This is a genomic window from Burkholderia sp. Tr-862, assembly GCF_011753085.1.
Lineage (GTDB): Bacteria > Pseudomonadota > Gammaproteobacteria > Burkholderiales > Burkholderiaceae > Burkholderia > Burkholderia ambifaria.
Map to the genome: position 1 here is coordinate 1 of NZ_VWWG01000085.1, position 23,292 is coordinate 23,292.

Below are 23,292 nucleotides of genomic sequence, written 5' to 3' on the forward strand. Positions count from 1 at the left end.
TGCCGCGCGGGTGCCGATGCCCCGCTCGCGTTGCCGGAAGGCGCGCGGACGGTCGCGCACGACGATCTCGGGCAGGCACTCGATGCCGCGCAAACCGGGCCGCGCAATCACGCATACGTGCCGACCGAAGCGTTGCCGGACGCCGCCGCGTTCGCACAGGGCGACCTGACGCCGCAGGAGCGCGTCGCGGCCAGCGCCACCGCGAACCTGGCTGCCGTCGACGCGGCCGCACCGACCGACGTCGTGCTGCTGTCGGCGCTCGGCCACGATCCGGCGAGCGCGCTGCGCATCACCACGCCCGACGGCGGCGAGCTGTACAAGCCGGCCGGCGTCGACATGTATGTCGTGCGAACCCGCGATCCGGCGACCGGTGACGTGTCGTACCGGCTCGCCGGTGTCGATCGTTCGGGTTTGCCGGAAGGCTATACGGCTGTGCATGCCGGCGGAACGCGTGCGGTCGGCGCGGTCGACGGCAGCCCGACCTGGCCGATGATCGGGCCGGCAGGGCCGGCCAGCCGTCTCGCGAGCGCCGCGGGCGATCCGTCCGGCTCGACGCCTGCCGCCGTGCCCGGTCATTCGGCCGTGCCTGCCACACCGGAAAGTACCGCCGTGGCCGACGCGGAACAGGCGCGTGCCGCGTCATGGCTCGACACGCTCGGCCGCCGCACGCTCACGCGGGTCGACGGCCGGCATGCGCCGACGCTGGACGGGCTCGCTCGCCAGCTCGGCCCCAACGCGCATGTGCTGATCACGTCGCATGCCGCGCCGCCCACCGGGACCGCCGAACACCCGGCACCGGCATTCGTCGCGGTGCTCGAGACCGACGCGAACGGCGCGCTCGGCCCGGTGCGGATGCTGAACGGCAAGCGCGTACCGCACGCGCTGAGCAAGGCGCTGGAGAACGCCGGCAGCGGCGGCCGACGTGCACGCGGCAAGTACGATTTCTACGTATCGCCGGTCGCGCACGACGAACTCGTGCAGTTCGGCGGCCCGTCGAAGATCGAGACGCCGGACGGCAAGACGTCGTGGCCTGTGACGACGGCGGGCCACACGATCGAGCAGACGCTCGCCGCCGACGTGTCGAAGCTGCAGGACGCGCCCGTCTTCAAGCGGCCGCGCCAGGCCGTGCGCGCGGTGTCCGGCGAGCAACGCTGGATTCACGTGGTCGACGACGAGACGGGCAAGGTGCTCGGCCATGCGGAACTCAACACGAACCACGAGTGGAAGTACTTCGAGAAGGCGTCGGTCGGCGATACCGAGATTCCCGAGCAGGATCTGCGCACGGTGTTCCGGCGTCGCCGCCGGGGCGGCATTCCGGTCGGCCGGTCGCCGCGCCGCGGCATCCGCTTCGTCGTCAGCGACGTGACGCCCGCGACCGTCGAGCGCATCGGCGGATTCCGACCGGCAAAGGAGGCGCCCGCCGTCGAGAAGAAGCCGTTCCGCTCGGCCGGCGACCTGTTCCAGTCGATCGTGCCGGTGCGCCGGCCGCTCTCGCGGGCGGAAGAGGGTGACGACGCGAACGCCGCGCCGCCGCCGGTCGATCCGCATCTGTTGCCGTCGGACAAGTCCGCGCTCAACGCGGTCGACTTCAGCGGCAACAGCGTGTCGCACCTGCTGAGCGCGATCCGGAACGGCGCGCTCGACGGCGGCCGCCACGTGATCTACGTGTTCAGGACCGACGGCCCGGTGGCCGAGGCGCTCGGCGACCCGCTCGGCCTGATCGCCGAGCGCAACGGCGAGATGCGCTGGTTCGACAAGATCCCGCAGGCCAACAACCCGCACCATCCGGGCGTGCCGCTCGACGAAATGCCGATCGGCAACGATCGCTTCGGGACGGACGTGCATTTCCTGCTCACGCAACTGTCGCCGCGCGATTTCCTGAACAGCGCGCGGCCGACCCGCGTCGCTGCGCTCGAAGCGCGCGCGAAGGCGCTGCACGATCAATGGAAGGATGCGGAAGCGCGCAGCCTGAACTCGGCGCCGTTCCGCGCGCTCGCGGCCCGCACGCGGCACGGCTACAACGAGGTGCTCGGCGACCTGCGGCGCTTGCGGCGCAACGGCGCCGCGCCCGCGCCGCTGTCGATCGAACCGTATCAGCCGGGCTTGTCGGCGGCCACCGTCGTCCAGTTCGGCCTGCGCAACGGCGCGGCGAAGCCCGAGCAGTATTTCGCGACGCACGAGCAGATCGAGGCGTACAACAAGCAGGCGCAGCGGCCGGGCAACGTGAACCTCGTGCTGAAGGGCGAGCCGCAGGCCGTGATGGTCGACGTGGGCATGTGGCGCACGATGCTCAACAAGCTGTTTGTCGCGCGCGACGTGTCGACGTCGGCGTCGCGCTTCCTGCCGGTGCCGGGCAAGGTGCGCGCGCAGACGCGCAACCTGGGCGCCGCGACCGTCGCCGACAAACGGATCCGGCAGTTCTTCACGCGCTCGGACGAGGCATTGCAGGACCGCATGGTGCCGATGGCGCGCTCGTTCTCGCTGAGCGACGATCCGGCGCTGATGGGGGCGCTCGTCGAGCGGTACGGCGGCGTGATGCCGGTCGTCACACTCGTGATCGATCCGCACTCGCTCGCCGCGGTGCTCGGCAAGGCGCACGATCCCGACTTCCTGCGCGCGGTGCGTGCGCTCGGCGACCAGAAGAACGCCGTGTTCGACGGGGAGAACGGGATGATCCATCCCGCGCCCGACTCGGACGGCACGGCGCTCGCGCTCGACGATCTCGCGCATCTGCATCGCTGGCTCGACGAGGCCGCGCGCACCGGCTTCGCGATCCGGCTCGAGACCGCGCCGTCGCGCGCGCTCGTGTCCGGCGCCGACTACCGGTTCCAGTCGGGCACCAACGACACGTATCACGACTACGTGCGGGTCATGAGCGCGCTCGAGAGCTGGTCGAACGCGCATCCCGATACGATGGCGCCGAACGTGATGGTCACGTTCCACGGCTGGGACGCGGTGCCGGAATCGGTGCCGGGCGGTGGCCACGAGAAGCTGCTGCGCGCGGTGCTCGAACGCAAGGGGCTCGAATGGGTGCACATGGGGCTGTCGTACGGCACGCACGGCGCGGACTTCATCGGCAACCAGGATCTCACCGGCGCGCTCGCGAAGCTGATCGTCGAAAACCGCAACCGGCCCGAGATCATCAATCGCCTGCATGGCGCCGATGCGCTGACGCGCGTGTTCGAGCGCGTCGACCGGCAGACGCTCGCGAACCAGCATCAGCTGCTGTTCGCGGAAGTCGAGCGGCTCGGCGTCGCGGACGGGATGACGCCCGCCGAGGTGGCCGCGCTGCGCCAGAAGATCTATGAAGGCAACACGACCGTGTGGCTGAACCAGGCGCGCAAGGCGACGATCGAGCATGCGACGACGCTGTGGGAGGCCAGCGGCAACGCACCGCGCACCAAGACGGACAAGGGCGCCCGCACGTTCGGCAGGCGCTGGCTGGACGCGTACGGCGGCAACGTGCCCGACCGGGTGACGACCGGCAAGCGGCCGTCCGCCGTCGACCCGCGCGAACATTGGAACGCGGTCGTGCACGACCCGGCGCTGATCAACGACGGCACCAAGCCGATCGGTGCGAGCCGCCGCGAAGCGGCCCAGCTCGCGAAGGTCGACATTCCCGATGAGAAACGCGCGCAGGCGGAACTGCATGCGCTGCGGGTGCACGACGAACCGATCGGCGAGAACACGCCGCCGCCTTCGAAGCAGCGGATCGCCGGCGACATCGCCGCGGCCACGTTGACCGGCGGCGCCGGCGCGGGCGTGCTCGTCTGGGTCGGGCGAGAGTCGGTGCGCACCGCGACGAATTCGCTGTACGCGGGCCTGCGGGTCGGTCGGGTGTTCCAGGCGCTGCACCACGGTGCGGTCGCGAGCCTGAAGAACGGCGATCCGCGCGTGTTCGACCGCGTCGTCGACCGGCTCGTGCGCGGGCTGCAGGCACAGCTGAAGGCGAACGGCTTCGACGTGACCGCCCGCGGCACGCAGCTGGAGCAGATCGCGCACGAAGGCAAGGCGATGGCCGCGCAGCTTCGCGCGCTGAACAACGACGGGATGCTGTCGTTCGACGACACCGTCGCGCATACGAAGGCGATCGCCGCCGACATGCTCGCGCAGATGCAGGGCGTGGTCGGCGGGACGTCGCTGAAGCTGCTGCACCACGGCAGCCCGCGGCATTCGATTGGCCGGATCGGCCGCGTGCTGGCGTTGGGCGGCTACGGCGGCTCGATCACGATGAATGCGTTCAGGGCGATCACGCACGGCGACCTGCTGGCCGGCGGACAGGCGATCGGCGGCGCGTTCAGCGCCGTCTACACCGGCATCGTCTACAAGGGCAGCCTGCGCGGCGTGAATGCCGAGAACCGCAGTCAACTGGCGCGGATCGCGAGCGCGACCGGCGACTATCTGACGTCGGCGGTCGGTATCGCAACCGGCGTCCATACCGCGCTGACGGTGGATCCGGTGACCGGCTCGCTGACCGCGATGTCCGGGGCGCTGCTCGGCGCCGGGCGGCTGCATTCGCATTTCCCGAATCTGACGCCGTGGATGGAGCGCTTGCCGACCGGCATCGCGCTGGCGCCGGTCGCGATCTTCGGGATCATGCAGGGGATCAGCCTGTACACGTCGGCGACCAAGCCGGACGACCAGCACAAGCCTCCGGGTTCGCCGCCGAACGCGCCGGGTTCGAATGCCGGGACACCGGCGCCGGGCGCATCGTTCGCGCCGTCGCCCGGCGCGACGACCGCGCCGGCGCAGCCGAATGCGTCCGCGACGCCGTCGGCCTCGGCATCGGCATCGGCAAGCGCGCAGCCGTCGAGTGCGCCATCGCAACCGGCACAGGCCCCAACGAGCTCGCCGAGCCCGACGCCAACACCGCTGACGGTGAACGTGGTGGCCGGCGATTCGTTGTGGACGATCGCCGAACGTCACGAAGGATCGCTGCTTGCTGCGGCCCACGTGCCGGCCGACGAGCAGCAGCGGATGTCCGACGGTCAGCGGATCAACGTCGCGCTCAACGAGATCCTGCAGCTCAACCGGAACCTGGCGAGCAATCCGGGCGAGATCGCTCCGGGGCAGCAAGTCATTGTCGGGTGAGCACCGGGCGAAGGCCGACCCTCAGCATCGGCGGGTCAGCTTTCGCGCTTGCGCTGCGGGAGCACCCAGAGCATGCGTCCAACGGCCTCGGCCTGGTTGCGCGAATGGGTCTTCTCGTAGATCGCGCGCAACTGGGTGCGAATGGTCGTGAGCGCGACGCCGGTATTCGCCGCGCATTCCTCCGGCGTCTTGCCGCAGAGCAGCGCTTCCGCAACGGCCGCTTCGGCGCTCGACAAGCCGAACGCCTGTCGCAACTGTTGCGCGACGACGAGTGGCGCTGCGCTGCGTTGCCTGACCGTGATCAGCATCGTCGCGTCGCCGAAGGTCGCCTGTAGCGCTTGCCCCGACAGTGGCGCGATGCCGAGAAAGATTTCGTGCGCATCGCTCAGGGTGCTGGAGAGCGCAAGGCTCTCGCTCTTGCGCGTCTTCGCGACGCGGGCCAGCGCTGCCTTCAGCGCATCGTTCTGCGGCGCCCCCGCGGCGCTGAGGCACCCGTGTTCGAGCTTGAGGCAGGTGGTCGCGCGCAGCATCGATTCGGCCGCGCGGTTGACGAATACCACGTGCGAATGCCGGTCCAGCGCGAAGACGGACAAGTCCAGCTCCTCCATCAGTTCGGCACCGAGCATGGCGTCGCGGTGCAGTATGCGCGCGTCCTGCCACAGGTTGATCGAGCGTTGCAGATGTCCCGCCATGCTCGCCAGCGTGGCGCGTTCCTCAGACGAATAGGGCGGTCGGCCGTGCGCTCGCAGCAAGCCGAGCAGAATGTCGTCGCTGCCCGGACGCGCGAGGCGCACGCCCATCAGATAGCGGATGCCCGACGGAATCTGGTAGTCCTGGAAGAACTCGCTGCGTTCGACGTCGCGCTCGCTCAGGTGATCCTGGCAGCACACGAATTCGCCGAGCGGGGCATTTTCGACAAAACTGCGGCGCGGGTCGAGCGCGCCATAGTACTGGTCGTAGAGTGCGACGATGCCGTCCAGCTCGGCGCGCGGCGAATAGATCGAGAACTTCGGCGCGTTGCGTGCGGTATCCCAGCTGAACATGTGAAAAACGTTTGCGCCGAGTGATTCGGATACCTGATGGAATATTTCGAGAAAACCGTCTGGATGCAGCGCGGCCTCATAGAGATCCCCGATAAGTTGGTCCCGTTGCATGCGTGCCCCCGGCGAATCGCGATCTTGGTCTTCGTATATGGCGTTTTTGTATGACGATATCTCTTCGAATACCGAATTTTTTTCAGGCTAACACAGCTGAATTGCATTCAGGGCCGCATTGTTTCGCGATTTTCATTCACTTGAATGATGAACACAAAAAACGCCTTTGCGAGAATCCCCGTCGACCAGCGTGCATGCGCGGTGCGTATCGCACCTGGCAACCAGAAGACTCTCGGGGAAAAGCAATGAAACTCAAACCTGTCGTGTCCGGTATTGCAGCGCTCGTGCTGTCAGCTTGCGGAGGCGGAGGCAGTTCGTCCTCGTCGCCTCCCGAACCTGCCGCGCAGACGGTCAGCGGTGTCGCGGCGGCCGGCGCGGCGATGCAGGGCGCGACCGTGAAACTGCTCGACGCGACCGGCAAATCGGTGGACTGTCCGGCCGATGCCGCGACCGGTGCGTTTCACTGCACCGTGACCGGCTTGACCGCGCCCTTCGCATTGTCCGCGTATGGCAACGTCGCCGATTCGCAAGCGACCCTGATCGCGCTCAGTGCGACCGGCGGCACGCAGACGATCAACATCACGCCGATCACGAACGCGATCGCCGCGACGATCGTCGGCGACAACCCAACGAAGTTGCTGGGCGACACCGGGCTGCTGCAAAGCAAGGTCACCGCTCAGGCCGTTGCCGGCACGGTGCAGGCCTATTCCGCGGTGCTGGCCGACCTGCTGGCCGCGACCGGCAACACGGGCGTCGACCTGATTTCCGGGCCGTTGACCGCTGGTGCGCCAGGACTCGACCGGCTGCTCGACCAGGTGAAGATCAACGTATTGCCGAACGGCGGCGTGCAGATCAGTTCGGTCGCGGGTGCGTCCAGCGATACGCCGGTGCAACTGCAGCTCGCTCCCGGCGTCGCGCCGCAGGCCAGCGACAAGGCGAGCTTGCCGGCCGCCGCGACGATCGGTGGTGTGACGGTGTCGAATCTGCCGAGTGCCAGCGATCTGGCTGGATTGCGGAGTGCCCTCAACCAGTGCTTCGCCGGCTCGACCGGCGCTGCGCGCGCGGACGGCAAGGTGCCGGCGTGCGGGCTGATCTTCGTCGATGACGTCGCGTCGGGCGCGTTGAACAACGGCGTGCCCGCGGCCTATCTCAACAACGGAATGTCGGTCGACCAGGAGTTCGGCGCACCGGCCGGCGGCGGCGCGCCGGGCATCGTCGCCGACGATGCAATGAACAACGCAAGCTTCAGCCTGCCGGAAGTGATCCGCGTCGTCGCCGGCGATACGATGTGGGTGAAGTTCGCGTGGACGCGCACCGACGGTATTCGCGACGGCATGCAACAGCATGTGCAGCTCGCCGTCCGGGCGGGCAGTCTGGCGAGCGGCGATACGGGCTGGCGCGTCGTCGGCAATCAGCGCGCAGTGCTGAGCAAGGTGAACGCAAACGCGCAGAAGTGGGACTGGTTGAATGCGGCGATTCCGATGACGGGCACCAACGCGTTCATCGATTCTATGAACTTGCAGGTCGGAACCGTCGATGCGGCGGGCGCCCCGGTGGATTTCGCGATCGTCAACGGCCCCGGGTTGCGCAATGGCGTGTTCCTGCAGCCGTCGAGCGGCACCTGCGATACGCTGAACATCCGCGCACAGATTGCGAGCGGGCAGACACCGGCTCAGCTTGCCGCGCTGCCGAAGGCGCCCCAGTGCCGCAATAATTACCGCCTGGCAGGCGTCGCACAGGATCCGGCCAACCAGGGCCTGTTTTCGTGGCCGGGCGATGCGCCGCGCAACAATACCGCATGGGCGAAGCCGCAATTGAGCGCCGCCGAGCTCGCCGACATCAAGCCGTTCAGCGCGTACACGATCGACGTTTATCAGAACGGCAACACCGCGACGCCGACCCGGCACTATACGCTCCGGCTGCGCACGCCGTCGCCGTCACCTGATGCGTTGCGCCAGTACGCATGGCACGACGTGGCGCAGTCGACCCGCGACCGGCTGACTCCGGGCACCGCCAGCACGTTTGCGGGCGGCGCGACGTTCCCGTTGAGCTGGACGTCGAAAGCGGGGCTGCCATTCGTCAAGCGGGGCAACGTGCAGATTCGCGCAACCGCGGCAGGGCAGCCGTCGCCGATGTTCGTCAACGGCACCGCGCCAGCTTTGCCGGCGCAGCCGGGCGCCGCGGTGACGCTCGACGTGCCGGGTGATCAGGGCGTGGCGTTTCCGTCGGTGGCCGGCTGGACGGGGAGCACCGACTTCTCGTTCGTGAACCTGAGTTGGTCTGATACGGTCGACACGCTCTTCTCCGAAGCGCTCGAATACGACCGGTGACGAGCATCTTGCCGAGTACGGCCGGTGAGTAGTCGTCCGGCGGAACGGTTCGCCGTTCCGCCGGTTTGTTGTTGCCACGGCGCGGGCGAGGGCGGGGGGCACGAATCACGACTTCCTCCGCGCTGACTTCGTCGGAAAGCGGCAGCACGGTCAGGCCTTCGCGCAGTGCATGCGCGATCACTTCGATCCTGCTCTTTGGACTGCGCCGCGTGCCACGCCAATCTCGCGGCGCGCCGTCAGCGCTCCGCTCGGATAGCGCGCTTGCCGCGCGGGGCGTTCCGCCTCGTCGAGCAATTGGCGCTAGCGACACCTTCGTTTCCCCGGTTTCTTCATCCACCTCTCCCGACCATAGCTGCGCGGATTCTGCCGTGTCCGTCGCTGCGCTCCATCGCGCACCACGCTGCCTTCTTGACGCGTCGCCGGTCCTCGCCCGTTTCGTCGCAGGACGACGAGCTGAAGGGAAGGGCGATAACTGTGAAGCGCAGCCCGACGACTCACCAGAACCCGAATTGTTGAGCGGGGCGCCAGATCGGCGGTTGCGCGCAAACGTCACCGTCCCACCAAATTTATCCAACAACGCCATTCACGCGCGCGGCGCGCTCACGTCCAACTCAGGGCAGGCTCAATTCATCCAGGAGAAATCGATGACGACAATTTCCACCTCGGGCGGCGAATTCGAGTTCGCCGTGTATGCCCCTTACAACTCGAGCCCGGACGAACCGGTGGGCGGGCGCGTCAACGTGGGCGTCGATACGGCACTCTGGTTCCGTGCTGACCGGGACAGCGACAACGTGCGGCTGGTCCAGCTGATCCGGCCGCAGGGGCAGTGGATCAACGATCGCGAACGGGAGCGCGCGGCGAACGGCTGGTCGCTCGATTCCAACAGTGTGTCGCCCTGGTACGGCACCAATGACTTGGGCGTGCCCCGGCCCATCCGCGATGTGACGCCGAACATCACGCCGCAGTTGCGTGACTGGATCAAGCAGAGCGGCATCCAGACCTTGTCAGGCGCGGGCTCGCGGCGCGGCAAGGGCTACCAGCGCGCGTGGATCGTCGATACGCCCCGGCACATGGCGGCGCGGGTCGGCGAACTGGTGCAGGTCCGGCTCGTGACGATCGCGGTGGATGTGCAGCACAGCGCCTATCTGGGCGGCGTGGAGTGGGGCTTCAATCTGTCGGAGCCGGGCGTGGTCACGGTGGCGTCCGCGAAGCTCGCGTTCAAGGTGAATCCGGCGGGCGATTATCTGCAGGCGCTCGACAACTGGAACCAGCAGGCCGGCAACACACTGCTCGTGCTGCCAGCCTGAGCGGGACGCCTCGATTCGAGCGCAAAAGATCTGGCGCTCGTCGAGCGTTATCGCGGCAAGCGTAACGGGCGGTCGCGCATTCGCTTGGCACCGGCAGCGCGCTGGTCGTGCTCGAATGGCTAGCCTCGCGCGGCCGGCTGCGCGAGATGGATGCGGCGCTGATGCCCGGCACGCAGCTGGGGTGGCCGGGCCGGCGCTCGCATGTACTTGAGGGACCGTGTGCATCGCTTCGTTATCCTGACAAGGGCGAAGAGATTGGTCAATGTCAGCGGTATTCGCCCTGACCGGCCTCGGGATCAGACTAGTGAAATTCCGCCGTCAACTCGCAGATTGACGCCGGTAATGAAGCTGCCTTGGTCTCCTGCGAGGAACAGCGCAGCATTGGCAATTTCTTCGGTGCGCCCAAGTCGCCCAAACGGAATAGCACCCGCCATAACGGCTTCAAAAGCAGGGCGATCCTTTGCCGTAATGCCAAGCTTCCCGAGGATCGGGGTGTCTGTCGGACCTGGACTGATGACATTCACGCGGATGCGGCGTTCCTTGAACTCCAGAGCCCAGTTACGGGCGAAAGCTTCGAGCGCCGCCTTGCTTCCGGCATAGACGGTATGCCCGTCCAGCACCTTGCTGCTTGCGATGGAGCTTATCAGCATGATTGAACCGTTATTGCTAAGTAGTGGTGCAATCTTCTGCACGCCAAAAAAGGCTGCCTTGGTATTGGTTGCGAACTGGCTGTCATATTCTTCAACCGAGACTTGATCAGATGGCGTAATCACGTTCGTACCGGCATTCGCTACGTAGATATCAGCCTTGCCGAAGCGCTCGGCAACGAGTGACGCAACACGTTCGTGTGTCGTGAGGTCGGAGAGGTCACCGGTAAGACCAGTGGCATTTTCACCTAGTCGTGCAACCGCCTCGTCCACGGCGGTAGCTCGGCGTCCGACGATAACGACACTCGCCCCCTCTTCAATAAAACGTGAGGCTATGGCAAATCCGATACCGCTGTTTGCGCCGGTGACGACTGCAACCTTTCCTGCAAGCGTGTTCATGATGTAGTTGGTCAGAGTGGGTGGCATGCAATACCTTCGCTCTGGCAATGGGCGCGCCATCACGAAGGTGTTTGGACGGGGTTCGAACAGCAGCGTTGTTCACGTGACGTTTTCGAGCGGTTCCGCTGAAAATTGCGCATCGAACGGTGGGTAATCGACATAGCCCTTCAGGCCGCCACCGTAGTACGTTGCTCGATCGGCCGTAGCGAGCGGCAATCCGGTTTTGAGTCTGTGCACGAGATCCGGATTTGCGATGAATGGCTGTCCAAATGCAGCGAGATCGATCAGGCCATCATTAAAAAGTGCCTTCGCACGGTTGATCGTCATCCCTCCTGCGAGGATGATCGAAGTCTTGTCTGCCTCGCGCTTGATGCGGGACAGCAGTTCGATCGTGCGATCGTCCGAGGCGGTGTCGTCCCTGGGCGCCACCGAGACGTTCGACTGATCCATGACGTGGATGTACGCTATGCGCCGCATGCCGAGCTCGAACGCAAGCGAGCCATAGGTATCGAGAATGCCCGGGTAGTGCGGCATATCGAATAGCTGCCCATACGGTGAAATCCGGATGCCTATCTTGCCGGCGCCGATACGTTCGGCAATGCCGTCAACGACTTCCAGCGCGAAGCGCAACTGATTTTCGCGCGTTGTCGCTGAATAGCGGTCAGTGCGATCGTTGACCAGCGGATTCAGAAACTGCTCGAACAGATATCCGTTTGCCGCGTGGATTTCCACGCCGTCGAATCCGGCCTCGATGGCGTTGGCCGCAGCGGAAACGAAGTCCTCGACCACGCGTTCGACCTCGATTGTCGTCAATGCGGACGGCGTTGACGTCGGGACGAACCCCGGCTTCCCATTGTCGTCGTAAGCAAACACGATCGAGTCTTTTGCGAGCCGGGATGTGGCGCTGCGTGGCGCACCGCCATCAGGCTGGAGGCTCATGTGCGATACACGACCCACGTGCCACAGTTGAGCGAAAATCTTGCCGCCGACGGCATGAACCGAGTCCGTGGTTAACTTCCACCCGGCTACCTGTTCGTCTGAATAGATGCTCGGATTGAAAAGATAGCCCTGGCCCTCGCGGGAGATAGGACTTCCTTCGGTCACGATGAGGCCGGCGGTCGCGCGTTGCGCGTAATAGAGGGCGGTGCGTTCATCGGCAATATTGTTTGCAGCGCGGGATCGCGTCATCGGCGCCATGACGATACGATTTGCCAGCGGAATCTCGTTGAGATCGAACGGCTTGAAAAGTTGAGTCATGTTTGTTTCCTTGTGTGGCAACTTAGCCCTAAAGGTATGGTTCGAATGCTTCGGCTCCGCCGATGTACCGGCCGTTGATGAACACTTGCGGTGAGGTCATGCTGCCCGATACGGCGCCCAGTACCGGTTAATCGTTGCTGGTGAACATTATCGAGTGCGACTGTTTCATGGTCGATGGAGTCACGGGGCAATACATTCGTGCGCGAAATGCACCAACGGCCCGATTTAACGATGCCAGGTGCCTCCCGGCATCGTCGTGTCATCGAAATATCAGGCCATCCCGGAGCTCGAATGCGTCGTGGTGTGTTCTACCTGTTCGCGTTCCATCAAGCAGAGTTGCGGTGCGGCTTAGAGCGACGCTATCGGGACGAATCTGGTTGTCGTTGTATTGGTCTCGACGGGCACGGTGTGGTGTTTGTAGAGCAGCCCCAGATTTCCGTACATTGCGGATTGTTGTCGCCCGAGCAATATGGTGAGAACGTCCGCGGTGCTACTTATGTTTGAAGCTCGAGCCTAGAATTCGCCTCGACGATCGTTACATACGCTGTATCTTGAGTATGTCAATCCGGTCGCACGAAAAATCACACTGAACCTTTCTTAGGAGTGCGAGATGAGATTTGGTATCTTTCTGCGATCGAGTATCTGCTCCACGATACTTTTCACGGTCATGCCAGCAGTTGCCTTTGCTGATCCGCTTACTGTCAAGGTTGACGGTCTCGACCACGATGGTCGGTTTGCGAATGCGCAGGTATACAACGGATTTGGGTGTCGTGGCGATAACGTCTCGCCTCAAGTCTCGTGGGCGCACGTTCCGCCTGGAACAAGAAGCATCGTCGTCACCATGTACGATCCTGACGCCCCGACTGGAGGGCTCGGATGGACGCATTGGGAAGTCGTCAATATTCCGCCTTCGGAAACGTCGATTCAGAAGGGGGCATCAGGAGATGTGGGACGAATGCCGGCGGGTGCGCTCGAGACGCTGACGGATTTTGGCGAATCCAAGTACGGCGGGCCATGCCCGCCGCAAGGTGAGTCGCATCGATATATCGTGACGGTATCTGCGCTGTCCATCCCGAGTGTCGACGTGAAATCGACATCAAGTGCGGCAGTCGTTGCATATCAGATGCATGGAAACATCCTTGGGCAGGCACGATATATCGCGACCTACTACCGATCGCTGAATTGAACGTGAGGCGCCGGGCGAGAGCATATTTGATCAACATCTCGGGTGCTCGCTCGCGACAGATAGCTTTACGGGGCGATAGCCGGGATCTTGCCGTCGCCCGAGAATGATCGTGGATTTATCGACGCGTACGCACGGTCGAATCAGTAGCAAGACTATAAGGCGGACGCCAGTGCAGTCGTGCCGACAAGGCGACGATTGAGCGGACCCAATGATTCACCGTCGGCAACGGGCAGGGCGCTCACGTTTGTTTCCCCAGTCTTTGCAGACCGCCGGCCCGGTTTGTTTACCGGCTTTGCGGTTTGCCGGCGTTGCGCCAGATCTACGATCACATGCTCAACGTCGGCCTGCGTGATCTCGCGTTTAGTGGTCCTGTTTGCGATATATCCCGACGTTAAAACCAGTCGTCCAACCATCGATAGTCGCTGCCGTCGATCTGAACCAACTCGTCCAGACACGCCCAGCGCGCTCGTGGCTGAGAAACCTTTAGCGTTTGTTGTCGGCACGGAATCCAGAGCCCATCCGTCATCAGCTTACTGATCGGCTCCTTGGCCAGCCGAGTGCCATGGCACTCCCAGGGCTTCTCGCAGGCCAGTGTCGATCGATCGATGACGAATGATCGACCGCGCCCGATCCGCGACTGCCGAGTCCAGACAGCGGTTGCCGGGTTCGGTCGGTGTCTCGACCCCAAACCCGCCGGGCCATGCTCACGCAGGCGGGCGACCCGCAGCCGAATCCGTCGTGTCGTCAATCCCAGTCGTTGCGCCGCAAGCCATGGCAGCTCGCGCATCGTCATGCGTGATTCGTTTGCCCGCACAGGAAGCCCTCGATGCGTTCGCGACGGCGTGGCTCCTAGCCGCCGGCTGTCGCGCTACGCCTTAACTGCTTGCGCAACCCGCAACGCATGGCTCGAGCGCTGGTGATCCACCCGGCCCACACGATCGGGCCGGCAGAATCGGGGCCGCCGCCCGACGCTCGGTAAGCGCCCATGACGCCCCGTCTAGTTTGTGTCCCGGAGCCGCTTATTTTTTGTGATTGGAAAGAAAAAATAGCAAAACCACGTGGCATGGCGTGACCAGACCAGGTCCCTGACTAATAAATAAAGAATTCCCCCGAGGCAAACAAATTTGCCGATTTGGCAAACATAAGGGCGAAAGGCGTTTCCCATAATTCAGCAGACCTTACACGGGATTTCCACCCATTACACGGGGTGCCGGTAAGGCAGGGGCTTTGATCGTAGCGATAAAAAATGCGGCGGACGCTGCATATCCGAGGGGCGTTGCGCGAGCTTGTCTCAGGCGCGGCTACGAAGAGAGCAAAAGGAAACTCCCTTTTGTCCACTAGGGAAGTCAGAACGGAAAGCGCAATGAACAAGAGTCAATACACGGTGGCCTCGGATCGAGGATTGGGCGTGCGAGCAAAGGCAGCCAAGACGCGCGGCGTACACGGCGAGTCGGGGCAAGCGAATATGACGGCGGGTGGCATCCCGCTCAAATTGCGGGTTTCGCTGGCGGCGGTAACGGCGCTGATGCTGCTGCCTGTGGGGCGGGCATACGCAGATAACCTGGCAGTCGGCGGCCAGAACGGTGGTATCAATGAGACGATCGGCGGTGCTGCGGCGGCGCCCCCGGCGACCACGGGGGGAACGTTTCCCGCAGTCGCCGGTGCCGATGGTTCGAGCCAGAACACCGCGGTCGGCGTCTTTGTGTCCGCGCAGGGCGGGGCGGCAACGGCATTGGGCGATACGGTTTCGGCAAATGGCCGGAATGCGACGGCGGTCGGCTCTAATTCGGTCGCAAACGGCGCCAGAGCCGTAGCGTACGGCGGCGGGTCGAGCGCAGCGAATAGCGACTCGACCGCGATTGGTGCGCTGGCACATACCACCGCTACCTTTTCAACGGCGGTCGGCACCAATAGTTCAGCTGCTGGCGGCACAGCCGTGGGTTTTCAGGCGAACGCGAGCGCGGCTGACGCGACGGCAATCGGTGTGGATTCTGTCGCAAGCGGGATCGGTAGCGTTTCAATTGCCCGCGCACAGGCAACTGCCCAGAACGCGATTGCGATTGGCGAAAATGCTTCGGCAGCCGATGCAAATTCCGTGGCATTGGGCTCCGGCGCAGTGACGCGTGCGTTTGCCCCGGTCAGCGGCGTGACGCTGAATGGCGTCAACTACAGCGGCTTCGCGGGCACACCCATCGGCGTGGTGAGCGTGGGCAGCGCAGGCGCCGAGCGCCAGATCGTGAACGTCGCCGCCGGTGAAATCAGCGCAACGAGTACGGACGCGGTCAACGGCTCACAGCTTTTCGCTGTCGCAAGTCAAGTTTCCGTTCTCTCGAATAACCTGACGTCTCTCACAGCGAAGGTCGACACAATTTCCACTTCCGGTTCGAATGGCACGGTTGCAGACCAAACTGGCACCGCGGTAGGTAACAATTCGGTCGTGTCGGTCCCCAACGGGACCGCTGTGGGCAACGGCGCAAACGTTTCGGGTCAAGATGGTACGGCAATCGGAACCAACTCGACTGTTACGGCTCCGCGCGCAACTGCGATTGGCTCGGGTTCCAAGGTGACAGGCACGAACGGAACCGCAATCGGTGACGGTTCGAACGTCACGGGCACGAACGGGACTGCAATTGGCGCGAACTCCCGCGTTACCGCGAACAATTCGGTTGCCCTGGGTGCAAATTCAGTTGCCGACAGGGACAACACGGTTTCGGTCGGTGCGCCGGGAGCTGAGCGTCAGATTACCAACGTTGCAGACGGTACGGCTCCGACTGATGCTGTGAACGTACGCCAGTTCAACAGCGCAGTTAACAGCGTTCGGGACGACATCCAAAAGTATCGCAAGGATGCGAACGCCGGTTCGGCGTCGGCCGTCGCGCTCTCGATGCTCCCGCAAGCGCCCGCGCCCGGTAAATCGGTCGTCGGCGTGGCGGTCGGCAATTACGCTGGTCAGACGGGTTTCGCTGTCGGCGTGTCGACCTATCTGCCTGGGGGTAGCTGGATTTTCAAAGGCGGCGGCTCGACAAACACCCGCGGTACGGTGGCTGTTGGGGGTAGCGCCGGGTATGTCTGGTAAGGCTCGGTCTACTGACAACTGCTTAGGTAGTTAGTGTAGGTAGTCAGTCGCACAGCCCGCCGTGGTGTACTTGCCACGGCGGGCATCGACGAATAGAGGTGCGCAATTCCGACCGTGATACAGCGAGGCTGGTCTTCGGCGGACTTCTCGCAGGCCAGCGTCGGCCCAAAATCGGCGTAGCGATCGCGAATGATCGACAGAGCCCGGTCCACAATTACCGCGTCCAGCCGGTTGTTGCTTGGCTTCGCATACCGTCCCGACAAGAGACCTTTAGGCCCGTGTTCCCGCAGCCTGGCGACCAGCCGGCGAACCTGCCGCGTCGTCAACTCCCGCCGTTCTGCCGCACGCCATGTCCTGAATGACCTTGAATCGGTCCAACTCGCGCATCGTCATCGTGATCCGTTCTGTCGCAGTCGTCGAAGCTCCCAGCGCCGGACAACCGGCAGCCGGTCAGCTTACGATGGGTCGAGAAACGGACATCTGAACTTAGCCAAAAGCCGACATTACAACTTTGCTCTTACATACAAACTATCGATAATTCACGTTATGTAAAATCAAATTCACGTGGCGACATCGCTGCGCAGTGCTCATCCCGGTGCCCAGCCGTCCACCCGATTTCCCCACCCGTCCTGCAACCCGGAACGAAGAAAAAACAAGGCCGAGCAAAACGCCCGGCCTGCGCCAACACAGCATGCGCGCCGCACAACCAGCGGCACGCACGCGCTCGAACGATCGTCAGACCGCCATCACCGTCACCGACTTCGTGACGAGATACGGCTCCAGCGCTTCCGGCCCACCTTCCGACCCGTAGCCCGAATCCTTCACGCCGCCGAACGGCATTTCCGGCCACGGCGTCGCGGGCTGGTTGATCCACAGCATCCCGACTTCGAGGCGCTGCGTCAGCAGGTGCACGTTCGCGAACGAGCGCGTGAACGCATAGCCGGCCAGCCCGAACGGCAGACGGTTCGCTTCGGCGATCGCGTCCTCGAGCTTGTCGAAGCCGCGGATCGCCGCGACCGGACCGAACGGCTCGTTGTTGAACACGTCCGCTTCGAGCGGCACGTTCGCGATCACGGTCGGCGCGAAGAAGTTGCCTTCCGAGCCGATCCGTTCGCCGCCAGTCTCGATGCTCGCGCCGACCTTGCGCGCGTTCTCGACGACCGACGCCATCGCGGTCAGCCGGCGCGGGTTCGCCAGCGCGCCGAGCGTCGTGCCTTCCTCGAGGCCGTTGCCGATCTTCAGCCCTTCGGCGTGCTGGACCAGCGCGCGCGTGAATTCGTCGCGGATGCTGTTGTGCACGAGAAAACGCGTCGGCGAAATGCACACCTGGCCCGCGTTGCGGAACTTCGCGCCACCGGCGGCCTTCACCGCCAGCGCGACGTCCGCATCTTCGGCGACGATCACCGGCGCGTGGCCGCCCAATTCCATCGTCGCGCGCTTCATATGCTGGCCCGCGAGCGCGGCGAGCTGCTTGCCGACGGGCGTCGAGCCCGTGAACGTCACCTTGCGGATCACCGGGTGCGCAATCAGGTACGACGAGATTTCCGCCGGATCGCCGTACACGAGGCCGATCACGCCGGCCGGCACGCCCGCGTCGACGAACGCGCGCAGCAGCGCGGCCGGCGATGCCGGGGTTTCTTCCGGCGCCTTCACGAGGAACGAGCAGCCGGTCGCGAGCGCGGCGCTCAGCTTGCGCACGACCTGGTTGACCGGGAAATTCCACGGCGTGAACGCCGCGACCGGGCCGACGGGCTCCTTCACGACCATTTGCTGCGCGCCGAGATTGCGCGGCGGCACGATCCGGCCGTACACGCGGCGGCCTTCGTCCGCGAACCATTCGATGATGTCGGCTGCCGACAGCACTTCGACACGCGCTTCCGTCAGCGGCTTGCCCTGCTCCTGCGTCATCAACTGAGCGATCGCGTCGGCGCGCTCGCGCACCAGTGCCGCAGCCTTGCGCATCGTCGCCGCGCGCTCGTGCGCGGGCACCTTGCGCCATGCTTCGAAACCGCGCTGCGCCGCAGCCAGCGCGCGATCGAGATCGGCGATGCCCGCGTGGGCCACCTTGCCGATCGCCTTGCCCGTCGCCGGGTTCACGACGTCGATCGTCCTGCCGCTCGCGGCGTCGACCCACTCGCCGTCGATCAGCAGTTGCGTATCCGTATAAGTCACGTTAGCCATCCACACACCCCTACTTTGCGTCGATAAAACGCGCGCTGCCGCGAATGGCCGCGCGCCGGTTGACAGAAAGAGCTGCGTTGCCGGGCGCGATGCACCCGGCAATGTTCGACGACGGGCACGCGGCACGCATGCCCGTCGTCATCCGCCACGGTCGGCCGCGCTCAGCGCGTGGCCGCCGTCGCCTTGCGGAGTTTCGCGACGTCCGCCGGCTGCACGGCCGGCGCGCCGTTGTTCCAGCCGGCGCGCATGAACGTCAGCACGTCGGCAATCTGCCGGTCGTTCAACTGGTTCGAGAACGCCGGCATCGGATACGCGGACGGCACGCCGCCGATCACGAGCGACTCGCTGCCGTTCAGCGTCACGTTGATCAGCGACGATGCATCGGCCTCGAGTACGTTCGGGTTGCCGGCGAGCGGCGCGAGCAGCGGCGCGTAGCCGCGGCCGTCCACGCCGTGGCAATGCAGGCAGTAAGCGTTATACACCTTTGCGCCTGGATCGTTCGCCGGCCGGCCAAGCGAGACCTGCGTCGCCTTCGGATCATAACGGTAAGGCGGCGCGCCCGTGCCGCCCGCCGCCGGCAGCGACTTCAGGTAACGGGAAATCGCCGTCAGATCGTCGTCGGTCAGTTCCTGCGTGCTGTGGTTGATCACGCTGACCATCGAGCCGAACGCGGTCGCATGGCGGTTCGCGCCGGTCTTCAGGAACTGCGCGAGCTCCGCGTCGCTCCAGCGGCCGAGCCCCGTATTGTGCTCGCCGGTCAGGTTCGACGCGAACCAGTTGTCGATCGGTGCGCCCGACAGGAACGCTGCGCCGCCTTCGTCCAGCGCCTTCTCCTGGAAACCGACGCCACGCGGCGTGTGGCACGACCCGCAGTGCCCGAGCCCCTGCACGAGATACGCGCCGCGGTTCCACGTCGCGTCCTTGGCCGGCTTGTCGGCATACGGCTTCGTGTCGAGGAACACCGCGTTCCACAGTGCCAGCGGCCAGCGCATGCCGAGCGGCCACGGAATCTCGGATGCACGGTTCGCCTGCTTCACCGGCTCGACGCCGTGCATGAAGTACGCGTACAGCGCCTTCACGTCGTCGTCACGAAGCTTGGCGTACGACGGATAAGGCATCGCCGGATACAAGTGATGGCCGTCCTTCGCAACACCCGAGCGCAGCGCGCCCGCGAACTCGGCTTCGGTATAGCCGCCGATGCCCGTGTCCGGGTCGGGCGTGATGTTGGTCGTGTAGATCGCGCCCATCGGCGTGACCATCTTCAGGCCGCCGGCGAACGGCGCGCCGCGCGGCGCGGTGTGGCACGCCACGCAGTCGCCCGCCTTCGCGAGATACGCGCCACGTGCGACCAGCGCGCTGTCTGCCGGCGCCGTTTGCGCGGCCTGCGCCGCGGTGCCGGCCATCAGCGCGGACAACGCGATCAACGATGCGCCGAACGTATGAGCGACGCGATTCGAGCGGTTCAGGATGAGGTTTCGCATGATTTGTCCCTCCCCTCAGGCCGTCTTCAGCTGGCTGCCGACCGGCAGCTTGCGCAGCCGCTTGCCGGTCGCCGCGAAGATCGCGTTCGACAAGGCCGCCGCGGTGGCAGCGGTGCCCGGTTCGCCGATTCCGCCCGGCGCCTCGCCACTCTTCACGAGATGAACCTCGATCGGCGGCGTCTCGTTGATGCGCATCATCCGGTAGTCGGTGAAGTTGCTCTGCACGACGCGGCCGTCCTCGATCGTGATCTCGCCATACAGCGCGCCCGTGATCCCGAAGATGATGCCGCCCTGCACCTGCGCCTCGATCGTGCTCGGATTGACAGCCATCCCGCAGTCGACCGCGCACACGACGCGCTTGACCTGCACTTCGCCCTCCTCCACCGCGACGTCGATGACGATCGAGAAGAAGCTGCCGAACGCGTGCATCACCGATACGCCGCGCCCTTGCCCCTTCGGCAGCGACGTGCCCCAACCGGCCGCCTTCGTCGCGACGTCGAGCACGTTGCGCGCGCGCGGCGTCTTGTCGAGCAGCGCGCGGCGATACTGGACGGGATCGGTCTTGGTTTGCGCCGCCAGTTCGTCGATGAAGCTCTCGACGACGAACGTGCCGCGCGTCGGGCCGACGCCGCGCCAGAACGCGGTCGGGATGTGGCGCGGCTCCTGCCGCACATAGTCGACGAGCTGGTTCGGCAGGTCGTACGGCAATTCGGCCGAAACCTCGACCGCGTCGGGGTCGACGCCGTCCTTGAACGCAGGCGGCGCGAAACGCGCGATGATCGACGAGCCGACGATCCGGTGCTGCCATGCGACCGGCTTGCCGTTCGCGTCGAGGCCGGCCGAGATCCGGTCGTAGTAGTACGGCCGGTACATGTCGTGCTGGATGTCTTCCTCGCGCGTCCACACGACCTTCACGGGCGCGTTCACCTGCTTGGCGACCTTCACGGCCTGTCCGATCATGTCCGTCTCGAGCCGCCGGCCAAAGCCGCCGCCGAGCAAATGGTTGTGCACGACGATCTTCTCGGGGGCCAGCCCCGTGAGTTGCTGCACCGTATCGCGCGCCCGCGTCGGCACCTGCGTGCCGACCCAGATCTCGCAGCCGTCGGCGCGCACCTGCACCGTGCAGTTCACGGGTTCCATCGTGGCGTGCGCGAGGAACGGTTGCTCATAGACGGCATCGACGCGCGTCTTCGCGTTCGCGAACGCGCGGCCGACGTCGCCTTCCTTGCGCGCGACGGCGCCCTTGCCGTTCGCGGCGGCTTGCGCGAGATCGGCGACGATGTCCTTCATCGACACCTTCGCGTCCGCGCCTTCGTTCCATTTGACGACGAGCGCCGACGCGCCGCGCTTCGCGGCCCACGTGTGATCGCCGACCACCGCGACCGCGTTGTCGACGCGCACCACTTGGCGCACGCCGGGAATCTTCCTCGCGGCCGTCTCGTCGACGCTCGCAACCGTGCCGCCGAACACCGGGCTGTTCACGATCACCGCGTACAGCATGCCGGGCAGACGCACGTCGAGCCCGAACTGAGCGGTGCCGTCGACCTTCTCCGGCGAATCGAGCCGCTTCACCGGCTTGCCGATCAGCTTGAAATCGGCCGGCTGCTTCAACGCGACGTCCTTCGGCACCGGCAGCTTCGACGCGGCATCGGCGAGCTGGCCGTACGATGCGCGCCGGCCGCTCGGCGGGTGCTGCACTTCGCCGTTTTCCGCCCGGCAGGTGGCCGGATCGACGTTCCATTGTTTGGCGGCCGCGGCAACCAGCAGCGTGCGCGCGGTCGCGCCTGCGCGACGCAGCGGTTCCCACGCGTAGCGCACTGACGTCGAGCCGCCCGTCAGCTGGCCGCCGAGCAGCGGATCGAGGAACAGCTTCTCGTTCGGCGGCGCATGATCGAGCGTGACGTTCGACAGCGGCACCTCGAGTTCCTCGGCGATCAGCATCGGCAGCGCCGTGTAGACGCCCTGGCCCATTTCCACTTTCGGCATCACCAGCGTGACCTTGCCGCTGCGGTCGATCTGGACGAACGCGTTCGGCGCGAATACGCCGGCACGCGCGTTTTCGTCCGCATCGCCGCCGATCACCGAGCGCCGCGCGTCATCGCCGGCCGCCGGCAGGCTGAAGCCGAGCAGCAGGCCGCCGCCCGCCGCCGCGCCGAGCGACATGCCCACCTTGAGAAACGAACGGCGCGACACGCCCGCGCCGGCCCGACCTGCTTCGATCAGTCCTCTCGACATGTCAGCTCCCCTTCGCGGCGTGCTTCACGGCCGCGCGAATCCGGTTGTACGTGCCGCAGCGGCAGATGTTGCCGGCCATCGCCGCGTCGATGTCGGCGTCGCTCGGGGTCGGGTTCGACGCGATCAGCGCCGTGGCCGCCATCACCTGCCCGGACTGGCAGTAGCCGCACTGGACGACGTCGAGCTCGCGCCACGCGTCCTGAACCTTCTGGCCGGCAGGCGTCGCGCCGACGGCTTCGATCGTCGTGATCTTGCGGCCCGCGACGGCCGCGACCGGCAGCACGCACGAGCGCGCGGCGACGCCGTCGAGATGCACGGTGCACGCGCCGCATTGCGCGATCCCGCAGCCGAATTTCGTGCCGGTCAGGCCGACGACGTCGCGGAGGACCCATAGCAGGGGCATGTCGTCGGGGGCGTCGACCGTGCGGCTCTCGCCGTTGATATTGAGGGTGACCATTCAGCCTCCGGGGCCGGTGTATTGGGGAAGCGGCGCGACCGGCGCGCCGGGTTGCTCATCGCCGCCGCGCAGTGCACGACGGCTGCCGCGCGGCCCGGGTGGGGCGAGCCGCGGCGGTGGTTCGGCGCGGGTTATTCGGCCGCGTCGATGCCCGACAGCACCTTGATGACGGGCGGCGCCGAGAACCATTCGGCCGACTTGATGCGAAACGCGGTGAAGTGCGGGCTCGCGAGGTGGGCGTCGAACGCGGCCTGATCGTCGTAGATCTCGAACAGGTGCAGCGCCGGCGAGCCGTCCTGTTCGCGGAACAGGTCGTAGCGGCGATTGCCGGGTTCGGCCCGGGTCGCGGTGACCATGCTGCGCAATTCGGCCTCGACGGCCTGCGCGTGTTCGGGTGTCGGAAATACCGATGCCATCACATAAAGCGCCATGTTTTCCACTCCTTGGGAAACGGAATCGAGCATGCCATAAGCTGGCGTCGGGTGACGCCA

13 protein-coding genes and 2 pseudogenes are annotated in these 23,292 nt (G+C 65.3%); 5 read left to right on the top strand and 10 right to left on the bottom strand.

The features are described 5' to 3' along the window. Positions 1-5,091, top strand: a 5,091-nt coding sequence (locus F3J14_RS21395; protein ID WP_166724716.1) for an LWXIA domain-containing protein, incomplete at its 5' end; no start/stop codon positions are given. Positions 5,092-5,126: 35 nt separating this feature from the next. On the opposite strand, the gene F3J14_RS21400 is transcribed toward F3J14_RS21395, so the two are convergent. After that, a complete protein-coding gene (locus tag F3J14_RS21400) occupies positions 5,127-6,245 on the bottom strand; it encodes a helix-turn-helix transcriptional regulator (RefSeq protein ID WP_166724717.1) in 1,119 nt (372 codons plus the stop codon). Positions 6,246-6,490: 245 nt separating this feature from the next. On the opposite strand from F3J14_RS21400, the gene F3J14_RS21405 reads away from it, so the two are divergent. Both F3J14_RS21405 and F3J14_RS21410 read left to right on the top strand, forming a co-directional pair. Beyond that, complete coding sequence (locus F3J14_RS21405; protein WP_166724731.1) at positions 6,491-8,575, top strand: hypothetical protein; 2,085 nt, start codon at positions 6,491-6,493, stop codon at positions 8,573-8,575. A gap of 644 nt (positions 8,576-9,219) precedes the next feature. Then, a complete protein-coding gene (locus F3J14_RS21410; protein WP_166724718.1) occupies positions 9,220-9,882 on the top strand; it encodes a hypothetical protein in 663 nt (220 codons plus the stop codon). Positions 9,883-10,178: 296 nt separating this feature from the next. On the opposite strand, the gene F3J14_RS21415 is transcribed toward F3J14_RS21410, so the two are convergent. From F3J14_RS21415 to F3J14_RS36220, 3 genes and pseudogenes are all read right to left on the bottom strand, one after another. Further along, complete coding sequence (locus F3J14_RS21415) at positions 10,179-10,928, bottom strand: SDR family oxidoreductase (RefSeq protein ID WP_166724732.1); 750 nt, start codon at positions 10,926-10,928, stop codon at positions 10,179-10,181. Positions 10,929-11,027: 99 nt separating this feature from the next. Beyond that, the gene (locus tag F3J14_RS21420; protein ID WP_166724719.1) at positions 11,028-12,185 is read right to left on the bottom strand and encodes an alkene reductase; all 1,158 of its coding nucleotides are present in this window, start codon (positions 12,183-12,185) and stop codon (positions 11,028-11,030) included. Between the two features lie 28 nt (positions 12,186-12,213). After that, positions 12,214-12,309, bottom strand: a pseudogene (locus tag F3J14_RS36220) (glutathione peroxidase); the annotation flags it as partial. 486 nt (positions 12,310-12,795) lie between these two features. On the opposite strand from F3J14_RS36220, the gene F3J14_RS21430 reads away from it, so the two are divergent. Beyond that, positions 12,796-13,371 carry a YbhB/YbcL family Raf kinase inhibitor-like protein gene (locus F3J14_RS21430; protein WP_166724720.1) on the top strand — a complete coding sequence of 192 codons (576 nt, stop codon included), beginning with the start codon at positions 12,796-12,798 and terminating at the stop codon, positions 13,369-13,371. Positions 13,372-14,734: 1,363 nt separating this feature from the next. Continuing rightward, on the top strand, positions 14,735-16,447 hold the full coding sequence (locus F3J14_RS21435; protein ID WP_166724721.1) for a YadA family autotransporter adhesin: 1,713 nt from the start codon (positions 14,735-14,737) through the stop codon (positions 16,445-16,447). 143 nt (positions 16,448-16,590) lie between these two features. Here F3J14_RS21435 and F3J14_RS35770 read toward each other — a convergent pair. The 6 genes and pseudogenes from F3J14_RS35770 to F3J14_RS21460 all read right to left on the bottom strand — a co-directional run. Then, positions 16,591-16,840 (bottom strand): annotated as a pseudogene (locus F3J14_RS35770) (ISNCY family transposase); the annotation flags it as partial. A gap of 342 nt (positions 16,841-17,182) precedes the next feature. Next, positions 17,183-18,628, bottom strand: a complete 1,446-nt coding sequence (locus F3J14_RS21440) for an NAD-dependent succinate-semialdehyde dehydrogenase (protein ID WP_166724722.1) — start codon at positions 18,626-18,628, stop codon at positions 17,183-17,185. Positions 18,629-18,789: 161 nt separating this feature from the next. Next, positions 18,790-20,109, bottom strand: a complete 1,320-nt coding sequence (locus F3J14_RS21445) for a cytochrome c (protein ID WP_166724723.1) — start codon at positions 20,107-20,109, stop codon at positions 18,790-18,792. Positions 20,110-20,124: 15 nt separating this feature from the next. Then, on the bottom strand, positions 20,125-22,344 hold the full coding sequence (locus F3J14_RS21450; protein ID WP_166724724.1) for a xanthine dehydrogenase family protein molybdopterin-binding subunit: 2,220 nt from the start codon (positions 22,342-22,344) through the stop codon (positions 20,125-20,127). 1 nt (position 22,345) lies between these two features. After that, on the bottom strand, positions 22,346-22,801 hold the full coding sequence (locus tag F3J14_RS21455; protein WP_166724725.1) for a (2Fe-2S)-binding protein: 456 nt from the start codon (positions 22,799-22,801) through the stop codon (positions 22,346-22,348). A 131-nt stretch (positions 22,802-22,932) separates the two neighbouring features. Further along, a complete protein-coding gene (locus F3J14_RS21460; RefSeq protein WP_166724726.1) occupies positions 22,933-23,232 on the bottom strand; it encodes a putative quinol monooxygenase in 300 nt (99 codons plus the stop codon). Positions 23,233-23,292: the final 60 nt, after the last annotated feature.